Source organism: Poseidonocella sp. HB161398 (genome assembly GCF_005870025.1).
Classification (GTDB): domain Bacteria; phylum Pseudomonadota; class Alphaproteobacteria; order Rhodobacterales; family Rhodobacteraceae; genus Mangrovicoccus.
In genome coordinates, this window is record NZ_VATA01000010.1 from 108695 (window position 1) to 126807 (window position 18113).

Here is an 18113-nt window from a genome sequence, read left to right on the forward strand (position 1 = left end):
CGGATCCGTTGAGGGTTCCGCGATTTTTTGCTATTCTGGCTCTGTACCAAGCGTCGAATTCCGTGGACGCATTCATAAGGAGGACAATGTCCTGTCTCTTAGCACTGAGGTGGCGGCAGTGACCGCCGCATCTGCAGCGCCCCTGCCCGGGGCATCCGGGGATACGTCAGGCGATAGCATGCTGGCGCAGATCCTCTCCTCTCTCGAAAGCGACAAGGCCGAGGACGTGGTGACGATCGATCTCCGCGGCCGTTCCGAAGTGGCCGATCACATGGTGATCGCCACCGGCCGTTCCTCCCGCCAGGTCGCTGCCCTGGCCGAGAAGCTGACCGAGCGGATCAAGGCCGGCTTCGGCGTGACCTGCAAGATCGAGGGCAAGGATCACGGCGACTGGGTGCTGATCGATGCGGGCGACGTGATCGTCCATATCTTCCGCCCCGAAGTTCGCGAATTCTACCAGCTCGAGAAGATGTGGATGACATCGGGGACCGCCCGGGCCTGATCCATGCGCATCCAAATCTGCGCCGTCGGCCGCCTGCGCGGCGGACCCGAAGCGGCGCTGATCGACGACTACCTCACCCGGTTCGCGAGAGCCGGGCGCGCCCTGTCGCTCGGCCCCGCGGAAATCCGCGAGGTCGAAGCGAAGAAGGGCGGCCAGGAGGAAGAGACCCGACTTCTGCTGAAATCGGTGCCCGACGGCGCGCGGGTGGTGGCGCTGGACGAGCGCGGCAAGGTCATGACCTCGCCGGATTTCGCCGGCCAGCTGGCCCGCTGGCGCGATGACGGCATCTCCGACACGGTCTTCGCCATCGGCGGCGCCGACGGCCACACCTCCGAGATGCGCCAGCGCGCCGACCTGCTGCTGAGCTTCGGATCCATGGTCTGGCCGCACATGCTGGCCCGCGCCATGCTGGCCGAGCAGCTCTACCGCGCGGCGACGATCCTGGCGGGCTCCCCCTACCACAAGGCCTGAGATCGCGAAGCCCGAGTCGCCCGGCCTCCGGGCCCGGGCGGCCGCCGCTATCGGGTCTTGGTCCTAGCCCGCCCCGTCCCCGTACGACCATTGTTCAATTTCAAGGCGAACCGTTCCGGGTGATTTCTTGTGCGAACGAGAATGACGGCGCCAGCACCGCGCGCCGCAACCCCGGAGGAGACCCATGACCCGTTTCACGCTCGCCGTCTGCGCGGCGATCCTTGCCACGTCCGCGCATGCCCAGGTGACCGACGAGGACCTGGCCAACGACCAGTCCGACACCAGCCAGGTGGTCACCAACGGCATGGGCCGCGACCTCCAGCGCTACAGCCCGCTCGAGATCCTCAACAAGGACAACGTCAAGAACCTGGTCCCCGCCTGGGCCTTCTCCATGGGCGGCGAGAAGCAGCGCGGCCAGGAGGCGCAGCCGATCGTCTATGACGGGGTGATCTACGTCACCGGGTCGTATTCGCGGCTTTTCGCCATCGACGCCATGACCGGCAAGGAGGTCTGGCAGTACGACGCCCGCCTGCCCGAGGGCATCCTGCCCTGCTGCGACGTGATCAACCGCGGCGCGGCGATCTACGGCGACAAGATCTTCTTCGGCACGCTCGACGCCAGGCTGGTCGCGCTCGACCGCCACACCGGCGACGTCGTCTGGAACAAGAAGATGGAGGACTACAAGGCGGGCTATTCCTACACCGCCGCGCCGATGGTCGTGGACGGCAAGGTGATCGTCGGCAACTCGGGCGGCGAATTCGGCGTGGTCGGCGCGGTCTCGGCCTATGACGCCGAGACCGGCGACATGGTCTGGAAGCGCCCGACCATCGAGGGCCATATGGGCGAGCTGAACGGCGAGCCTTCGACCATGACCGGCGAAGAGGGCAAGACCTGGCCGGGCGACATGTGGAAGACCGGCGGCGGCGCGACCTGGCTCGGCGGCTCCTATGACGCCGAGACCGACACGCTGGTCTTCGGCGCAGGCAACCCGGCGCCGTGGAACAGCCATCTGCGCGGCGCGGGCGAGCCCAATGACGACAATTCCGGCGACAACCTCTATGCCGCCAGCCGCCTCGGCATCGACCCGGAGACCGGCGAGATCAAGTGGCACTTCCAGACCACGCCGCGCGAGGGCTGGGATTTCGACGGGGTGAACGAGGTCGTGGCCTTCACCGACCGCGACGGCAACAAGCGCTTCGGCACCGCCGACCGCAACGGCTTCTTCTACGTGCTCAACCGCGAGGACGGCGCCTTCGTCTCGGCCCATCCCTTCGTCAAGGAGATCAGCTGGGCCGAGGGCATCGACGAGAACGGCCGACCGATCTACAACGAGGCCAACCGGCCCGGCAATCCGCTGGCCGCGGCAGATGGCGACAAGGGCGAGACGATCTTCGCCGTGCCGTCCTTCCTCGGCGGCAAGAACTGGATGCCGATGTCCTACAGCCAGAAGACCGGCGATTTCTACGTGCCCTCGAACGAATGGGGCATGGACATCTGGAACGAGCCGATCAGCTACAAGAAGGGCGCCGCCTATCTGGGCGCGGGCTTCACCATCAAGCCGCTCTTCGAGGACTATATCGGCAGCCTCAAGGCGCTCGACCCGATGACCGGCGAGATCAAGTGGGAATACAAGAACGAGGCGCCGCTCTGGGCCGGGGTGATGTCGACCGCGGGCGGGCTGGTCTTCACCGGCACCCCCGAGGGCGAGTTCCTGGCGCTCGACGACGAGACCGGCGAGGTCCTGTGGTCCTTCCAGACCGGTTCGGGCATCGTCGGCCAGCCGGTCACCTGGGAGCAGGATGGCGAGCAGTATGTCTCGATCCTCTCCGGTTGGGGCGGCGCGGTGCCGCTCTGGGGCGGCGAGGTGGCCAAGAAGGTCAACTACCTCAACCAGGGCGCGATGCTCTGGACCTTCCGCCTGCCGAAGCAGCTCGCCTCCGTCCAGTAGGGCCAGATCACTCCCAGAGCGCGCTTTCGCGCTCCTCCTCGACGCGCCGGACCGTTTCCGGCGCGTTTTTTTCGCGCCATCGGCGCGGCGTCGCCGATCCCGCGCGGCGCCGTGGCGGCAAGGACGCCGCCGCGCTAGAAACCCTCCCATGACGACAACCGTTTCCGGCTGGCCCTCCCTGCGCCGCGAGCTGGAGCTTTCCGAACGGCTCTTCGGCAGCTCCGGCCCGGCCCGCCTCGGCGCCTGGCTTGCGGGCGAAGCGGCGAAGGTCGGCGATGCCGCCTTCGCCCGGCTCTTCTCGGACCATATCGACCTGCCGGGCATCGCCCCGGGGGACTACGCGCACCGGCACCTGCGCTCGCGGCGCGGCGCGCTGCTGGGCGGGATCCGCTTCTACGGGCGCGACATCGCCCGGCCCTTCGTCGAGATCGTCGCCCACAGCTTCGGGGAGACCGGCACGCTGGCTGCCGTTGCGGCCGCCGAATGGCGCGCCTTCGCGCCCCGGGCGATGCGGCTGCGGCTGCTGCCCGGCGACGCGATGCCCGGGCGCAGCCGGATCGACACCAGCATCCATGCCGCCCGCTACGATGCACTGCGGCCGCCGCCGCCCGGGCTGCGCCTCCTGCCCTTCTCCGATCCCTGCGCGGCGCTGGCGCTGGTGGCCGGGCGCTTCGCCCATATGGCCGCCGCCGATCCGGCGCTCCGCCGCAATGTCTCGCCGCTCGATCCGCGGGAGCTCATCGAGCTCTGGGAGGCCGGGCAGGTCCATGGCATCTCGCCCGACGGAAGCCGGGCGGCCGGGCTGATCGCAGTGGCGCCGGGCAGCATCGGCTGGATCGAGGGCGACGAGATCATGGAAGAGGTGGTCGCCGTCCCCGCCAGCGGCCGCGGTCTTGCCGCCGCGGCGCAGGGCGCGCTGGCCGCGCGGGACGGCGCCGATCCCGGCCGGCTGCTGATCGGCACGATCGACGGGCTGAACACCGCCTCGCGCCGGAGCGCGGAGCGGGCCGGGCGGCCGCGGGTGCTGGACCATGTCTTTGTCGCCCTGCCCGGTCCCGGACAGGCCCGGCCCTAGGGTCCCGGACCGCAAACGCCCCGCCGGAGGACCGGCGGGGCGCGCGTTCGGGCTGCAGGAGCCGGATCAGTGGCCGGTCAGCACCAGCGTCTGCACCGGCAGGAGCAGCGCCTGCATCCTGAGGATCGCGGCATGCACCACGCCCACCGTGTCGACCACATGCAGCGCGATGAATTTCAGCGTGCCCAGATCCTCGGTCGCCAGCCGCTCGTGGTTCGAGGTATAGGCGTTGCCCACGCAGGCGCTGCCCGGCGGGATCGGCTTCACCTGCTCGGGCCAGAGCGGCTCCATGAAGACGGTCAGCGTGCCGGCCGCGCGGCTGTCGACATCGATCAGCCGGTCGGTGGGCCGGAACTGCCCGGCGGAGATCACGTCCTGCACCTCGGTCACCACCATCGGCACCACTTCGAACGGATGCGAGACGCAGACGATCTCGGCCAGCATGCCCGGCTTGATCACCTGGGCAGTGATCTGGTTGAAGCCCGCGGCGTAGCGGACGCCGTAATTCTCGCTGGCCACCAGGATGCCCGCGGGCCGCAGCACCGGGCTGACATAGTCGCCCACCGCCAAAGCGAACTGCTCGACGACGCCCTCGACCCCGGCATAGACCACCGTCTTGTCCAGATCCGACTGGGCGCTGGCCGCCGCGGCCGCCGCCGCGTCGCGCTGTGCCGGCAGAAGCGTAGTGACCTTGGCCTGCACCGCTTCGAGGCTGGAAAGCGCGGCATTCACCGTGCCCTGGCGCTGGTCGACGGTGTTCTGCATCCGGTTGACGTCCTGCTCGCTGACCGCGTTTGAGCCGCGGTCGAACAGGGTCTTGCGGGTGTCGTACTCGTCCTGGGCCTGCTTCAGCGCGCCCTGGGCGGCCTCCACCTGGCCCTGGGCCGCGGCGATCTCGGAGCCGCCGACCGCGATCGCGGCCTCGACCTCGGCCAGCTGCGACTGCGCCGCCTCGAGCGCGGCGCGCTGGCGGGAATCGTCGACCCGGAACAGCGGATCGCCGGGCTCCACCTGGTCGAAATTCTTCACCATGATCTCGGTCACGCGGCCGCCGGTCTCGGGCAGGATCGTGACGGTGCGGTAGAAGGAGGTGATGCTGCTGGTCGCCGGGTGGTAGTAGAAGATCACCGTGATCAGCGAGATGGTCAGCACCGCGCAGGAGACGATGCCGTAGCGCAGCTCGAACCACATCGAATAGAGGTTGATCTCCTTGCCGATGCGCTTGCCCTGGCCATAGCGCCGGTAGAGGTAGTCCGGCAGGATCGTCAGCATCGAGCAGAACAGGAACTCAAACATGCGGGGCGGGCTCCTTGGGCGCTTCGGCCTCCGGTTCGGGATCCTGCGCGAGGCGCCGCAGCGAGCGGGCCATGGAGTTCAGCGGCGTGACGAAATCCGGCGGGTTGATCGCGGCGATGACGATGGCGATGACCCAGAATAGGTTGTTGTGGGTCAGCAGCGCGATCAGCGTCAGGATGCCGATCAGCTGCAGCTGCGTGTGGTTCGCCTCATGCGCCATCCGGTCGGGGATCGAGTGCAGGTGCAGGTAGAACACCCCGATGCCGAGGATCGCGAGGATCACGAAGACCGTCATGATCGTGAAGAGCGTATCGGTCTGCCCCGGCCCGGTTATGAAGAACGGCAGGTGCTCGGGCACCAGGCCGTTAGTGGATTCCGCCATTCTGGTCCTCCTTGGCTTGCCTGGCGCCTCCCTGCCCCGCCGCGCTGCGGGACGGCACCCCGGCCGTTGCTTCCACGCCTAGCACAAAGATCGCCATCCGGGCTGACGGAAGTTGTCGCGGCGGCGCATCTGCCCGCATTTCCGCACGGGCATGCCGCAGAGCAGCACGCCCGGCGCCGCGGCCCGCCCCTGGCAGGACCCGGGGCGGAGGCGAATCACCTGGCGCGAATGGCAGCTCCGTGATCGCAAAATAGCCAGAATTTTGCATCATGCCTAATTTTCCCTCCGAATTGAGTCGCCTCCGGGTGGAAACGGCCAAAACGGAATGCCGGGCATTCAATTTGCCCGGCCAATCTATGCCGCGCTGCGGCAGTATTCTGCGGCGCTGCAGAAAGACCGGTCCGGCACGGCTTCGAGACGGTCTCCGCGGCGCATTGGCGGCCATTTCCGCTTCCGAAGCGCGCACCGCCTCTGCGCCATAGCCATGCCGTTCCGGCAACCCGGCTGCGCCTGCGGAGCAGGAATTGCATGGCTCTGCGCCCTGCGGGACACCGGCCGTGCAGCCATGCGCAACCGAACCGGGCGCGGCTCCCCGTCGCGGGACGCAGGGGAAGCCGTTGATTTTCATAATCCCGTTACATGGCCGTCTCTGCGACTCCGCCCGGGTACCCGGCCGCCGGCCCTGCCGCCACAGGGCCCGCGGCCTCCGGCCGGAGCCCCTTGCCCGGCCCCTGCAGCGGCCGGCGCGCGGCCCCGCCGGAACACGCATCCGCGCCCTCGCAACCAGTCCGCGCCAGAGCCGCCGCAACCGGCGCCGGCGCCTTGCCAGACAGGGGCCGGTGCCCGGTTTCTGCAGTGCAGCGCGGCAATCTGCCACGAGTATCCGACCGATGTTGTAATTTTCCCGAAAGGGTCAGTCATCCACCCTTATTCCATGACCAAGATCACAGCCATAGTTGCACCCGCCCTCGCCCTGCTGTCGGCTGCCGCGCCAGCAATGTCAGCAGAATTGACCCTTTTACGAAGCTTTTCCTTTCCCGGTCCCTCCGGCCTGACCTATGACAGCCGGTATTGCGGAATTTGGGTTGCAAGCGAGTCCCGTACCGTGCGGCTCATCACCCCCTGGGGCGACGAGATCATGAGCTTCGAGGCCGGGCTGAGCCGCGTCGACGCGATCGCGATCGACGGCGAGGATCTGGTCCTGTCGGACGGCAACGGCCTCTACCAGCGGGTCGACCGCGGCGGCCAGCCCACCGGCGATCCGTTCCGCCTGGCCAGCATCCTGATGGATACCGACGGGCTCTATGTCGACCACGAGACCGGCGACTACTGGGTGGCCGATGACAGCATCGCCCAGCTCGTGCGGGTCGCCGCGGACGGCACCGTGATGCAGCGCGTCGACGGCGCCTCGCAATCTGCACCGCTGATGGAGCCGCAGGGCATCACCCGCGATCCGCGCTCGGGGCATTTCCTGGTGGTGGACGATGCCGATGCCTCGGACAGCCTGTTCGAATTCAATGCCGCGGGGCAGCTCCTGGACGTGATCCCGCTGGCCGAGGGCGGCTACGACGCCGAGGGCATCACCGTGCAGCCCGATACCGGCACCGTCTTCATCGCCTATGACGACGGCGACATGATCGCGGCCTTCACCTACGAGCCGACCGGCGACGACGACATCCCGCCGATGGCGGCCTCGGCCGAGGATCTGGGCGGCTGCGTGCTGTCGGGCCTGCCGCTTTCCGTGCCGCGCGGCTAGGGCCAGTCGGACCGCTCCAGCTCGCGGTACTGGCCGAGCAGCTCGGCCCAGACCAGAAGCGCTTCGCGGGTGTGGCGGGAGGACCGCACCCGGATCTTGGTCCAGAGCGAAGCGCCTTCGTCGCCCTCCTTCCGGATCGCGGCCACGTACTGGCCGCGCACCCCCAGCCGGCGGCACTGCAGCGCGATGCGCGGCAGGTGATAGGCCTGGCTGACAAGCTGGACGCTGCGCGGCCTGTCCCGCGCCGCCTCCGTGACGCAGGTATCCGGGGTCGACTGCGCCGCGCCGTCGACTTCGATCCGCGCCTCGGGCACGCCGCGTTCCAGCAGGTAGTCCTTCATGATCCCGGCCGCGCGCTGCGCATTGGAGACCACGATGACCTGCGCCTTGCCGGTCTCGTAGAGCTCCGCCCCGGTATCGAGCCGCTCTGCATGAAGCGGCGAGATCGCGCCGTCGCGCACCAGCGCGCCGAAGATCAGCGCGGCATCGGCGGGCCGGGCGGCCTCCGCAGTCACGACCGGCACGGTCAGCCAGAGCCATAGAAGCGGCCCGAACACGACCGCCAGCCCCGCGCCGAGGATCGCCAGCAACCAGCGCATGGAACTTCCCTCACGTTTTACCGAGGCCAAGGCTTAGGCGATCCGCCGGCGCAGGTCCATCACTCCGCCCGGGCAGTTTTCGCTTTTCATTCGCCCCCCAGGCGCTATAACGCCCGCCATGGCACACCGCGCACAGATCCTGTCCCTGGCTCTCCTTCTCCTTACACGCCTCTGAGCGTGCCATTCGGCGCGACCGCTCAGGGGTATCCGCCGCGCGCCGCACTTCACAAACCAGGACTTCAAGGACGCGCCCTTCGCGGCGCAAGACAGGACAAGACCCATGACTGACCAGCCCCGCGTGCTGATTTTCGACACCACCCTGCGTGACGGCGAGCAGAGCCCCGGCGCCACCATGACCCATGCCGAAAAGCTGGAGATTGCCGCGCTGCTCGACGAGATGGGCGTCGACATCATCGAGGCCGGCTTCCCGATCGCCTCCGAAGGCGACTTCGCCGCGGTCAGCGAGATCGCGAAGAACTCGGTCAATTCGGTGATCTGCGGCCTGGCGCGTGCCAATTTCAAGGATATCGACCGCGCCTGGGATGCCGTGAAGCATGCCCGCCAGCCGCGCATCCACACCTTCATCGGCACCTCGCCGCTGCATCGCGACATCACCCAGCTGACGCAGGACCAGATGGCCGAGCGGATCCACGAGACCGTCACCCATGCGCGCAACCTGTGCGACAACATCCAGTGGTCGCCGATGGATGCCACCCGCACCGAGCCCGACTACCTGAAGAAGGTCGTCGAGATCGCGATCAAGGCCGGCGCCACCACGATCAACATCCCCGACACGGTCGGCTACACGGTGCCGCGCGAATCCGCGAAGATCATCGAGATGCTGGTCAACGAGGTGCCCGGCGCCGACGAGATCATCTTCGCCACCCACTGCCATAACGACCTGGGCATGGCGACGGCCAACTCGCTGGCCGCCGTCGAGGCGGGCGCGCGGCAGATCGAGTGCACGGTCAACGGCCTGGGCGAGCGCGCCGGCAACACCGCGCTGGAAGAGGTGGTCATGGCGCTGCGCGTGCGCAACGACGTGATGCCCTTCACCACCGGGATCGACGCCACGAAGATCATGAAGGCCAGCCGCCTGGTCGCCACCGTCTCGGGCTTCCCGGTCCAGTACAACAAGGCCGTGGTCGGCAAGAACGCCTTCGCGCATGAGTCCGGCATCCACCAGGACGGGATGCTGAAGAATGCCGAGACCTTCGAGATCATGCGCCCCTCGGATATCGGCCTGACCGAGACCAGCCTGGTCATGGGCAAGCATTCCGGCCGCGCCGCGCTGCGCCAGAAGCTGAAGGATCTGGGCTACGAGCTGGCCGACAACCAGCTGCAGGACGTCTTCGTCCGCTTCAAGGCGCTGGCCGACCGCAAGAAGGAAGTCTATGACGACGACCTGGTCGCGCTGATGCGCGACAGCGTGGCAGGCGAGGATCTGGACCGCGTCCAGGTCAAGTTCCTGCGCGTGATCTGCGGCACCGAGGCGCCGCAATCGGCCGACCTGATCCTGACGATCGACGGCAAGGACCACCAGGTCACCGCCCAGGGCGACGGCCCGGTCGATGCCGCTTTCAACGCCGTCAAGAAGCTGGTCCCGCACAATGCCCGGCTGCAGCTCTACCAGGTCCATGCCGTGACCGAGGGCACCGACGCGCAGGCGACGGTCTCGGTGCGGATGGAAGAGGACGGCCGCATCGTCACCGGCCAGAGCTCGGACACCGACACGGTGGTCGCCTCCTGCAAGGCCTATGTCAGCGCGCTGAACCGTCTGATCGTCAAGCGCGACGCCGGCCGTCCGGTCAGCTACAAGGATGTCGGCTGAGGCGCCCGCCTCGCCGGTTTCCCGACATGAGCGATCATGACACGCCCCGGGCCGGACAGGCCTGGGATGCGGCGGGCTACGTGCATCACGCCAGCTTCGTCGCCGAGCGCGGCTCGGACATCTTCGCGGCCCTCGCCCCGGTTCCGGGCGAGGCCATCCTCGATATCGGCTGCGGCGACGGCGCGCTGACGGCGAAGATCGCCGCGGAGGGCGCCGCCGTCACCGGGCTGGAACCCGATCCCTCGATGGCCGCCGCGGCGCGGGCCCGCGGGCTCGAGGTGCTGGAGCAGGACGCGCGGACGCCGTTCGGCAATTCGCGCTTCGACGCGGTGTTCTCGAATGCCGCGCTGCACTGGATCCGCGACCCGGAACCCGCCCTGGCCAATGCCTTCGCCGCGCTGAAGCCCGGCGGCCGCTTCGTCGCCGAACAGGGCGGCTTCGGCAATGTCGCCGCGATCCGCATCGCGCTCGAGGCGGCGCTCGGGGCCAAGGGGCTCGGCCCGGCGGCGGAGCCCTGGGACTTCCCGACCCCGGCCGTGCAGGCGGCGCGGCTGGAACGGGCGGGCTTCCGCGTGCTGCAGATCGGGCTGGTGCCGCGGCCGACGCCGCTGCCGACCGGCTGGGAGGGCTGGCTCGCCACGTTCGGCGCGCCCTTCCTCGGCGAGCTTTCGGACGCTGCGCGGCGCGCCGTCGTCGCCGATTGCGCGGCCCGGCTCTCGGTGCTGACCGACGAGACCGGCACCGCGCATGCCGACTACATGCGGCTGCGCTTCTCGGCGGTCCGTCCCTGATCCGACATGGCCGCCCCCGCCCGCCGGGCGGGGGACCGGCTCAGGGCGCGGGCAGCTCGGCCAGCCCCTGGAAGTCGATCGCGCCGAAGACCGGCGCCATGACGTCGGGATCGGCCCCCGACGCCTCGATCAGGTAGCGCTCGCCGATCATCGCCTGCAGCCTGCCATCCATCTCCAGCACCGGCACCCCGCCGAGCGGCACGAAGCTGCCGCCGAAGGAGGGCGCGAGCTCGGGATTGCCGAGGACCGGCGCCATCGACAGCAGCATCGGCCCGTCGGCCAGGATCTTGACGGTGAAGGTCGCGGAGGGGCCTGCATAGGTCGCCTCCACCCCGCTGCCGCCGCCGAGCGTCGCCATCGCCTCCGTGGTCTCGAAATCGAGCTCCCGCGTCCAGCCGCCCGGCGCCGGCGGCAGCGCGTCCGCCAGGGACTCGGCCCGCTGGCGCTCCAGAAGCGCGCGCGCCGTGCCCAGGGCCGTCAGCGCGCCGGAGACATCGCCCTGCGCATAGGCCGCGCGCGCCGCGTCGAGCGCGTCGGTCACCCCGTCCGCCGCCGCCCCGAGCGGCAGCGCGCCCGCAAGCAGGGCGGCCGGCAGCAGTGTTGTCCTCATGGCGGTCCTCCGTGTTCCGACCCGAGCCTAGCGCCCGCGCCGCCCCGTCCCAAGCCGGGAAATCCGCCCGTTTCCGCGCCGCGCGCTCCGGCCGCGCGGGGCCGCATCGGCGGAACCCCGCCCACAGCGCGAAACGCGAATGCATCCGCCCGGCACATCTGCCCCTTTCGCCTTTGATGGGCGTTCCGTATAACGCCGCGCAGTCCGCGAGTTCCGACTCAGCGGACCTGCAGGACATATACGGGCAGCACACAGGACCTCTGCGCATGGGACTTTTCGGCGGACTGTTTTCGTCTGACATGGCGATCGACCTCGGCACGGCCAATACGCTGGTCTACGTGAAGGGGCGCGGCGTCATCCTGAACGAACCCTCCGTGGTCGCCTATCACGTCAAGGACGGCGTGAAGAAGGTGCTCGCCTATGGCGAAGACGCCAAGCTGATGCTGGGCCGCACCCCCGGCTCGATCGAGGCGATCCGGCCGATGCGCGAAGGCGTCATCGCCGATTTCGACGTCGCCGAGGAGATGATCAAGCATTTCATCCGCAAGGTGCACCGCCGCACGACCTTCTCGAAGCCGAAGATCATCGTCTGCGTGCCGCATGGCGCCACCCCGGTGGAAAAGCGCGCCATCCGCCAGTCCGTGCTGTCGGCCGGCGCCCGCCGCGCCGGGCTGATCGCCGAGCCGATCTCGGCCGCGATCGGCGCGGGCATGCCGATCACCGATCCGACCGGCAACATGGTCGTCGATATCGGCGGCGGCACCACCGAGGTGGCGGTCCTGAGCTTGGGCGACATCGTCTATGCCCGCTCGGTCCGCGTCGGCGGCGACCGCATGGACGAGGCGATCATCTCCTATCTGCGGCGCCAGCATAACCTGCTGATCGGCGAGGCCACGGCCGAGCGGATCAAGACCACGATCGGCACCGCGCGCATGCCCGATGACGGCCGCGGCGCGGCGATGCAGATCCGCGGCCGCGACCTGCTGAACGGCGTGCCGAAGGAAATCGAGATCACCCAGGCCCAGGTGGCCGAGGCGCTGGCCGAGCCGGTGCAGCAGATCACCGAGGCCGTGATGTCCGCGCTGGAAGCCACCCCGCCGGATCTGGCCGCCGACATCGTCGACCGCGGCGTGATGCTGACCGGCGGCGGCGCGCTGCTGGGCGACCTGGACATGGCGCTGCGCGAGCAGACCGGTCTGGCCGTCTCGGTGGCCGAAGAGTCGCTGAACTGCGTCGCGCTCGGCACCGGCAAGGCGCTGGAATACGAGAATCTCCTGCGCCACGTGATCGATTACGACAGCTGATGGCTGTAACCTGACCGCGGAAGACTCCGGTCGAGAGGTCTGGCTTGCCCCAGGACAAGGACAGCAGCGCACAGTACATCCGTCCGATCAGGCGCATCCTGGTCGGCGCGCTGGTGCTGTGCCTGATCGCCATCTTCCTGTTCTGGCGGATCGACAGCCCGCGGGCCGAGCGGCTGCGCATGGCGGTGGTCGACGAGCTGGCGCCGCGCTTTGCCTGGGTCACCGCCCCCGCCACCTGGGCGGGGAAGATGGTCGAGGACTTCCAGTCCTACAACCGGCTCTGGGAACAGAACCAGCAGCTGCGCCGTGAGCTGCAGCAGATGAAGGCCTGGAAGGAGGCCGCGCTCCAGCTGGAGCAGAAGAACGCCAAGCTCCTCGACCTGAACAATGTCCGGCTCGACCCCAAGCTGACCTATGTCAGCGGCGTGGTGATCGCGGATTCGGGCTCGCCCTTCCGGCAGTCGGTGCTGATCAATATCGGCGCGCATGACCGCATCCGCGACGGCTGGGCGGTGATGGACGGGCTGGGCGTGGTCGGGCGGATCTCGGGCGTGGCGCGCAACACCGCGCGGGTGCTGCTGCTGACCGACTCGAACTCGGCCGTGCCGGTGACGATCCAGCCCTCGGGGCAGAAGGCGCTGCTGCAGGGCGACAACACCGTCGCGCCCTTCATCGAATTCCTCGAAAGCGCCGAGCTGGTGCGCCCGGGCGACCGGGTGGTGACCTCGGGCGCGGGCGGCGTGCTGCCGCCGGGGCTGCTGGTCGGCCAGGTCGCGCAGACGCCGGACGGGCGGCTGCGGGTGCGGCTGGCGGCGGATTACGCGCGGCTCGAGGTGCTGCAGGTGCTGCGCACGCCGCAGCGCGAGAAGATCACCGAATCCGGCACGCTGGTGGCGCCCGACCCGCTTCTGGCGGCGCCGGAGGCGCAGGGCCCCGCGCTGCCCGATGGCTAGGTCGCGCGGCCTCTTGCTTTGGATCGCCCATGCCGCCTATGCGGCGGCGGCGCTCCTGATGATGGCGGTGCTGCTGATGCCGCTGTGGATCGAGCCGGGCGGCTGGCCCGGGCCCGACCTGCTGACCGGGCTGACCTTCGCCTGGGTGCTGCGCCGCCCCGAGCAGGTGCCGGCGCTGCTGATCGCGCTGGTGATGCTGACTGCCGACCTGATGCTGCAGCGCCCGCCGGGGCTCTGGGCGGCGCTGGCGCTCTGCGCCTCCGAGGTCCTGCGCGCCCGCCGCCGCACGCCGCGGCCGCTGTCCTTCCCGATGGAATGGGCGCTGGTCGCGGTGCTGATCTTCGCCATGGCGCTGGCCGACTGGGTGCTCTTGACCGTGACGCTGGCGGCGCATGCGCCCCTGCCCCACATGCTGGCGGCGACGGCCGTCACGATCGCGGCATACCCCGTTCCGGCCATGGCGCTGCGGCTTGCCGGGATCCGGCGGCTCGACTACCCTTCAGGGGTGATCCGAAGGACACGCGCATGAGACGTTCCGAGAAAGACGTAGAGAAGAGCTCGGGCATCATCACCCGGCGCGCCATCGTGCTGGGCGGGCTGCAGCTGTCGATGATGGGCGCGCTGGGACTGCGGCTGCGCCACATGCAGGTCGAGGAGGCGGACGAGTACCGCCTTCTGGCCGAGGAGAACCGCATCAATGTCCGCCTGCTGGCGCCGCAGCGCGGGCTGATCTTCGACCGCAACGGCCGCCCGGTGGCGCAGAACGACCAGAATTACCGCGTGGTGATCGTCCGCGAGGATGCCGGCGACGTGGAAGCGGTGCTGACCCGGCTGACCGGGCTGATCGAGCTCACCCCGGAAGAGATCGAGCGCACGCTGCGCGAGGTCGGCCGCCGCTCGGCCTTCGTGCCGGTGACGGTGAAGGACCAGATGCCCTGGGAGGATCTGGCCCGGGTGGCGATCAACGCCCCGGCCCTGCCCGGCGTGCGTCCCGAGGTGGGCCAGACCCGCAACTATCCGCTGGGCCAGGACTTCGCCCATGTGGTCGGCTATGTCGGCCCGGTCAGCGACTACGACCTGTCGAAAATGGAAGACCCCGATCCGCTGATGCAGATCCCGAAATTCCAGATCGGCAAGTCGGGCGTCGAGGCGCGGATGGAGGAGGTGCTGCGCGGCAAGGCCGGCAACAGCCAGATCGAGGTGAACGCGGTCGGGCGGGTGATGCGCGAGCTGTCGCGCACCGAGGGCGCGTCGGGCAGGAACCTGCAGCTGACCATCGATGCCGGGGTGCAGAACTTCACCCAGGCGCGGCTCGACGGCGAAAGCTCGGGCGTGGTGGTGGTCGACTGCACCAATGGCGACATCATCGCCGCCGTCTCCTCGCCCAGCTTCGACCCGAACCTCTTCGTGCGCGGCATCTCCGTGGCCGACTACAAGTCGCTGACGGGCAACAAGTACCGCCCGCTGGCCTCGAAGACGGTGCAGGGCACCTATCCGCCGGGCTCGACCTTCAAGATGGTGGTGGCGCTCGCCGCGCTCGAGGCCGGGGTCATCACCCCGGAGGGCACCGAATGGTGCCCGGGCTACCTGGCGGCGGGCGGCCGGCGCTTCCATTGCTGGAAATCCGGCGGCCATGGCCACGTGAACCTCAATGGCGCGATCCAGCAGAGCTGCGACGTCTATTTCTACGAGATCGCCCAGAAGGTCGGGATCGACCGGGTCGCGGCCATGGCGCAGCGGCTGGGGCTGGGCACGCGCTTCGACCTGCCGCTCTCGGCGATTTCCGAGGGCATCGCCCCGGACAAGGACTGGAAGCGCAGGAGCTACGGCCAGGACTGGCTGGTCGGCGACACGCTCAACGCCTCGATCGGCCAGGGCTACGTGCTGGCCTCGCCGCTGCAGCTGGCCGTGATGACCGCGCGGATCGCCAGCGGCAACGCGGTGATGCCGCGGCTGATCAAGACCATCGACGGGGTGGAGCAGCCGGTCAGCGCCGAGCCCATGGGGATCAGCCCGCGCCATCTGCGCGCGGTGCAGACCGGCATGGATTCGGTCAGCAACACCACTCGCGGCACCGGCTACCGCAGCCGCGTCGTCGATGACGCGATGCGGATCGCGGGCAAGTCCGGCACCAGCCAGGTGCGCAACATCACCAAGGCCGAGCGCGCCCGCGGCGTGACCCGCAACGACCAGCTCCCCTGGGAGCGGCGCGACCACGCGCTGTTCGTCGCCTACGGGCCGGTGCCCTCGCCGCGCTATGCGGTGGCGGTGATCGTCGAGCATGGCGGCGGCGGCTCCTCGGTGGCCGCGCCGATCGCCCGCGACGTGCTGCTTTCGGCGATGACGGGCGGGATGCCGCCGCTCGACGCCTATCCCTCGTCGCAGCGCGACGGGATCGCCGCGCGCTTCGAGGCGATGCCGATGCACGAGCAGTTCCGGCCGAAGGACGGAAAGTCCCGGGCATGAGCTATCTCGAATACGCGATCAAGACGGTGCCCTCGGGCATCCGCAAGGTGCTCTATCTCAACTGGCCGCTGGTCTTCCTGCTGACCGCGATCAGCTCGGTCGGCTTCCTGATGCTCTATTCGGTGGCCGGCGGCTCGCCCCAGCCCTGGATGGAGCCGCAGATGGAGCGCTTCGGCCTCGGCATGGTGGCGATGTTCGCCGCCGCGATGGTGCCGATCTGGTTCTGGCGCAACATCTCCTTCGTCGCCTATGCGGTGTCGCTGCTGCTGCTGATCGCGGTGGAGATCATGGGCGAGATCGGCATGGGCGCGCAGCGCTGGATCGATCTCGGCTTCTTCCAGCTCCAGCCCTCGGAGCTGATGAAGATCGCGCTCGTCATGGTGCTGGCGGCCTATTACGACTGGCTCGATGTCGAGAAGGTCAGCCGGCCGCTCTGGATGCTGCCGCCGCTGCTGCTGATCCTGGTGCCGACCGCGCTGGTGCTGAAGCAGCCCGACCTGGGCACCGCCATCCTCCTTCTGGCGGGGGGCGGCTTCATCATGTGGCTGGCAGGCGTCCACTGGGCCTATTTCCTGGCCGTGATCGCCTCGGGCGTGTCGCTGGTCTATGCGGTGATGGCCTCGCGCGGGACCGACTGGCAGCTGATCAAGGACTACCAGTTCCGCCGGATCGACACCTTCCTCGACCCCACCAGCGACCCTCTGGGCGCGGGCTACCACATCACCCAGGCGACCATCGCGCTCGGCTCGGGCGGCTGGACCGGGCGGGGTTTCATGCAGGGGACGCAGTCGCGGCTGAACTTCCTGCCCGAGAAGCATACCGACTTCATCTTCACCACGCTGGCCGAGGAATTCGGCTTCGTCGGCGCCTCGTCGCTGCTGGGACTCTACGCGCTGGTGCTGGTCTTCTGCTACATCTCCGCGATGGCCAATCGCGACCGCTTCTCGTCGCTCCTGATCCTGGGGATCGCGGCGACCTTCTTCCTGTTCTTCTCCGTCAACATGGCGATGGTGATGGGGATGGCCCCGGTGGTCGGCGTGCCGCTGCCGCTGGTCAGCTATGGCGGCTCGGCCATGATGGTGCTGCTCGGCGCCTTCGGCCTGGTCCAGAGCGCCCATGTCCATCGCCCGAGGTAATCCATGACTGCAAATATCTACTTCACCGGCGGCCCCGAGGCCTGGGCCCGCTACAAGCTGCCGCTTCTCGAGGCGCTGGCCTCGGCCGGGATCGAGGCCGAACTGACCAATGAATGCCCCGATCCGGCCGCCGTGGACTACCTGGTCTTCCTGCCCGGCACTGTGTCGGATTTCACGCCCTTCACACGTGCCAAGGCGGTGCTGAGCCTCTGGGCCGGGGTGGAGACGATCACCGGCAACGCGACGCTGACCCAGCCGCTGGCGCGGCTGGTCGACGAGAGCCTGGCGGAGGGCATGACCGACTATGTCACCGGCCATGTGCTGCGCCACCATCTGGGGATCGACCGCTTCCTGACGGCCACGGACTGGGTCAAGGTCGTGCCGCCGCTGGCGCGCGACCGCAAGGTGACGGTGCTGGGGCTCGGCCAGCTCGGAACGACCTGCGCGGCGGCGCTGGCGGGGCTGGGCTTCGATGTCGCGGGCTGGAGCCGCCGTCCGAAGCAGATCGACGGCATCGCCTGCCTCTCCGGCGAGGACGGGCTGGCCGAGGCGCTGGCGCGCGCCGAGATCCTGGTGCTGCTGCTGCCCCGCACGCCCGAGACCGAGAGCATCCTGAATGCGGAGACGATCGCGCAGATGCCCGAGGGCGCGGTGGTGATCAATCCCGGCCGCGGCGCGCTGATCGACGACGAGGCGCTGCTGTCGGCGCTCGATGCCGGGCATCTGGGCCATGCGACGCTCGACACGTTCCGGGTGGAGCCCCTGCCCGCGGATCACCCGTTCTGGCGGCATCCGCGCGTCACCGTCACCCCGCATATCGCGGCAGAGACCCGGCCCGCGACCGCCTCGAAGGTGATCGCCGAGAATGTCCGCCGCGCCGAAGCGGGCGAGCCGCTGCTCTATCTGGTGGATCGCGGCGCCGGCTACTGACCGGGACGAAAGGCCCTGCCGCGCGCGGGGCCTTTCCGTGCTATACTCCCGCATGTGACCTCG

At 69.0% G+C, this 18113-nt stretch carries 17 protein-coding genes; 13 read left to right on the forward strand and 4 right to left on the reverse strand.

What is annotated here, in order from left to right; all coding sequences use genetic code 11:
* The first annotated feature begins 22 nt into the window (after positions 1-22).
* From rsfS to FGX59_RS10520, 4 genes are all read left to right on the forward strand, one after another.
* On the forward strand, positions 23-502 hold the full coding sequence (gene rsfS, locus FGX59_RS10505) for a ribosome silencing factor (protein ID WP_370295933.1): 480 nt from the start codon (positions 23-25) through the stop codon (positions 500-502).
* Positions 503-505: 3 nt separating this feature from the next.
* Positions 506-973 carry a 23S rRNA (pseudouridine(1915)-N(3))-methyltransferase RlmH gene (rlmH, locus tag FGX59_RS10510; protein ID WP_138466488.1) on the forward strand — a complete coding sequence of 156 codons (468 nt, stop codon included), beginning with the start codon at positions 506-508 and terminating at the stop codon, positions 971-973.
* 184 nt (positions 974-1157) lie between these two features.
* Complete coding sequence (locus tag FGX59_RS10515; protein ID WP_138466489.1) at positions 1158-2921, forward strand: PQQ-dependent methanol/ethanol family dehydrogenase; 1764 nt, start codon at positions 1158-1160, stop codon at positions 2919-2921.
* A 148-nt stretch (positions 2922-3069) separates the two neighbouring features.
* Positions 3070-3996 (forward strand): hypothetical protein, encoded by a 927-nt coding sequence (locus tag FGX59_RS10520; RefSeq protein ID WP_138466490.1) that lies wholly within the window; start codon positions 3070-3072, stop codon positions 3994-3996.
* A gap of 66 nt (positions 3997-4062) precedes the next feature.
* On the opposite strand, the gene FGX59_RS10525 is transcribed toward FGX59_RS10520, so the two are convergent.
* A complete protein-coding gene (locus tag FGX59_RS10525) occupies positions 4063-5292 on the reverse strand; it encodes an HlyD family secretion protein (protein ID WP_138466491.1) in 1230 nt (409 codons plus the stop codon).
* Positions 5285-5674: a hypothetical protein gene (locus tag FGX59_RS10530; RefSeq protein WP_138466492.1), complete on the reverse strand. Its 390-nt coding sequence runs from the start codon at positions 5672-5674 to the stop codon at positions 5285-5287. The genes FGX59_RS10525 and FGX59_RS10530 overlap by 8 nt, the downstream gene beginning before the upstream one ends.
* Before the next feature lie 1105 nt (positions 5675-6779).
* Between FGX59_RS10530 and FGX59_RS10535 the strand changes: the two genes are divergently transcribed.
* Positions 6780-7430, forward strand: coding sequence for a hypothetical protein (locus FGX59_RS10535; protein WP_138466493.1), 651 nt, complete (start codon positions 6780-6782; stop codon positions 7428-7430).
* Here the strand turns inward: FGX59_RS10535 and FGX59_RS10540 are convergent.
* Positions 7427-8029, reverse strand: a complete 603-nt coding sequence (locus tag FGX59_RS10540) for a YdcF family protein (RefSeq protein ID WP_138466494.1) — start codon at positions 8027-8029, stop codon at positions 7427-7429. The genes FGX59_RS10535 and FGX59_RS10540 overlap by 4 nt on opposite strands.
* Before the next feature lie 280 nt (positions 8030-8309).
* Here FGX59_RS10540 and FGX59_RS10545 point away from each other — a divergent pair, with 280 nt between their 5' ends.
* Positions 8310-9860 (forward strand): 2-isopropylmalate synthase, encoded by a 1551-nt coding sequence (locus tag FGX59_RS10545; protein WP_138466495.1) that lies wholly within the window; start codon positions 8310-8312, stop codon positions 9858-9860.
* Between the two features lie 26 nt (positions 9861-9886).
* The gene (locus tag FGX59_RS10550; RefSeq protein ID WP_138466496.1) at positions 9887-10651 is read left to right on the forward strand and encodes a class I SAM-dependent methyltransferase; all 765 of its coding nucleotides are present in this window, start codon (positions 9887-9889) and stop codon (positions 10649-10651) included.
* Between the two features lie 40 nt (positions 10652-10691).
* On the opposite strand, the gene FGX59_RS10555 is transcribed toward FGX59_RS10550, so the two are convergent.
* Positions 10692-11261, reverse strand: coding sequence for a hypothetical protein (locus FGX59_RS10555; RefSeq protein WP_138466497.1), 570 nt, complete (start codon positions 11259-11261; stop codon positions 10692-10694).
* Between the two features lie 266 nt (positions 11262-11527).
* Here FGX59_RS10555 and FGX59_RS10560 point away from each other — a divergent pair, with 266 nt between their 5' ends.
* The 6 genes from FGX59_RS10560 to FGX59_RS10585 are packed head-to-tail and all read left to right on the forward strand — an operon-like array spanning position 11528 to position 18050.
* Entirely contained in the window at positions 11528-12565 is a 1038-nt protein-coding gene (locus FGX59_RS10560; protein ID WP_138466498.1) for a rod shape-determining protein, read from the forward strand.
* A 44-nt stretch (positions 12566-12609) separates the two neighbouring features.
* The gene (gene mreC, locus FGX59_RS10565) at positions 12610-13518 is read left to right on the forward strand and encodes a rod shape-determining protein MreC (RefSeq protein ID WP_138466499.1); all 909 of its coding nucleotides are present in this window, start codon (positions 12610-12612) and stop codon (positions 13516-13518) included.
* A gap of 13 nt (positions 13519-13531) precedes the next feature.
* Positions 13532-14047: a rod shape-determining protein MreD gene (locus tag FGX59_RS10570; RefSeq protein WP_240722371.1), complete on the forward strand. Its 516-nt coding sequence runs from the start codon at positions 13532-13534 to the stop codon at positions 14045-14047.
* A complete protein-coding gene (mrdA, locus tag FGX59_RS10575; RefSeq protein ID WP_138466501.1) occupies positions 14044-15984 on the forward strand; it encodes a penicillin-binding protein 2 in 1941 nt (646 codons plus the stop codon). The genes FGX59_RS10570 and mrdA overlap by 4 nt, the downstream gene beginning before the upstream one ends.
* Positions 15981-17120, forward strand: a complete 1140-nt coding sequence (rodA, locus tag FGX59_RS10580; protein ID WP_138466502.1) for a rod shape-determining protein RodA — start codon at positions 15981-15983, stop codon at positions 17118-17120. The genes mrdA and rodA overlap by 4 nt, the downstream gene beginning before the upstream one ends.
* 3 nt (positions 17121-17123) lie before the next feature.
* Positions 17124-18050 carry a glyoxylate/hydroxypyruvate reductase A gene (locus FGX59_RS10585; protein ID WP_138466503.1) on the forward strand — a complete coding sequence of 309 codons (927 nt, stop codon included), beginning with the start codon at positions 17124-17126 and terminating at the stop codon, positions 18048-18050.
* The last annotated feature ends 63 nt before the right edge of the window (positions 18051-18113 follow it).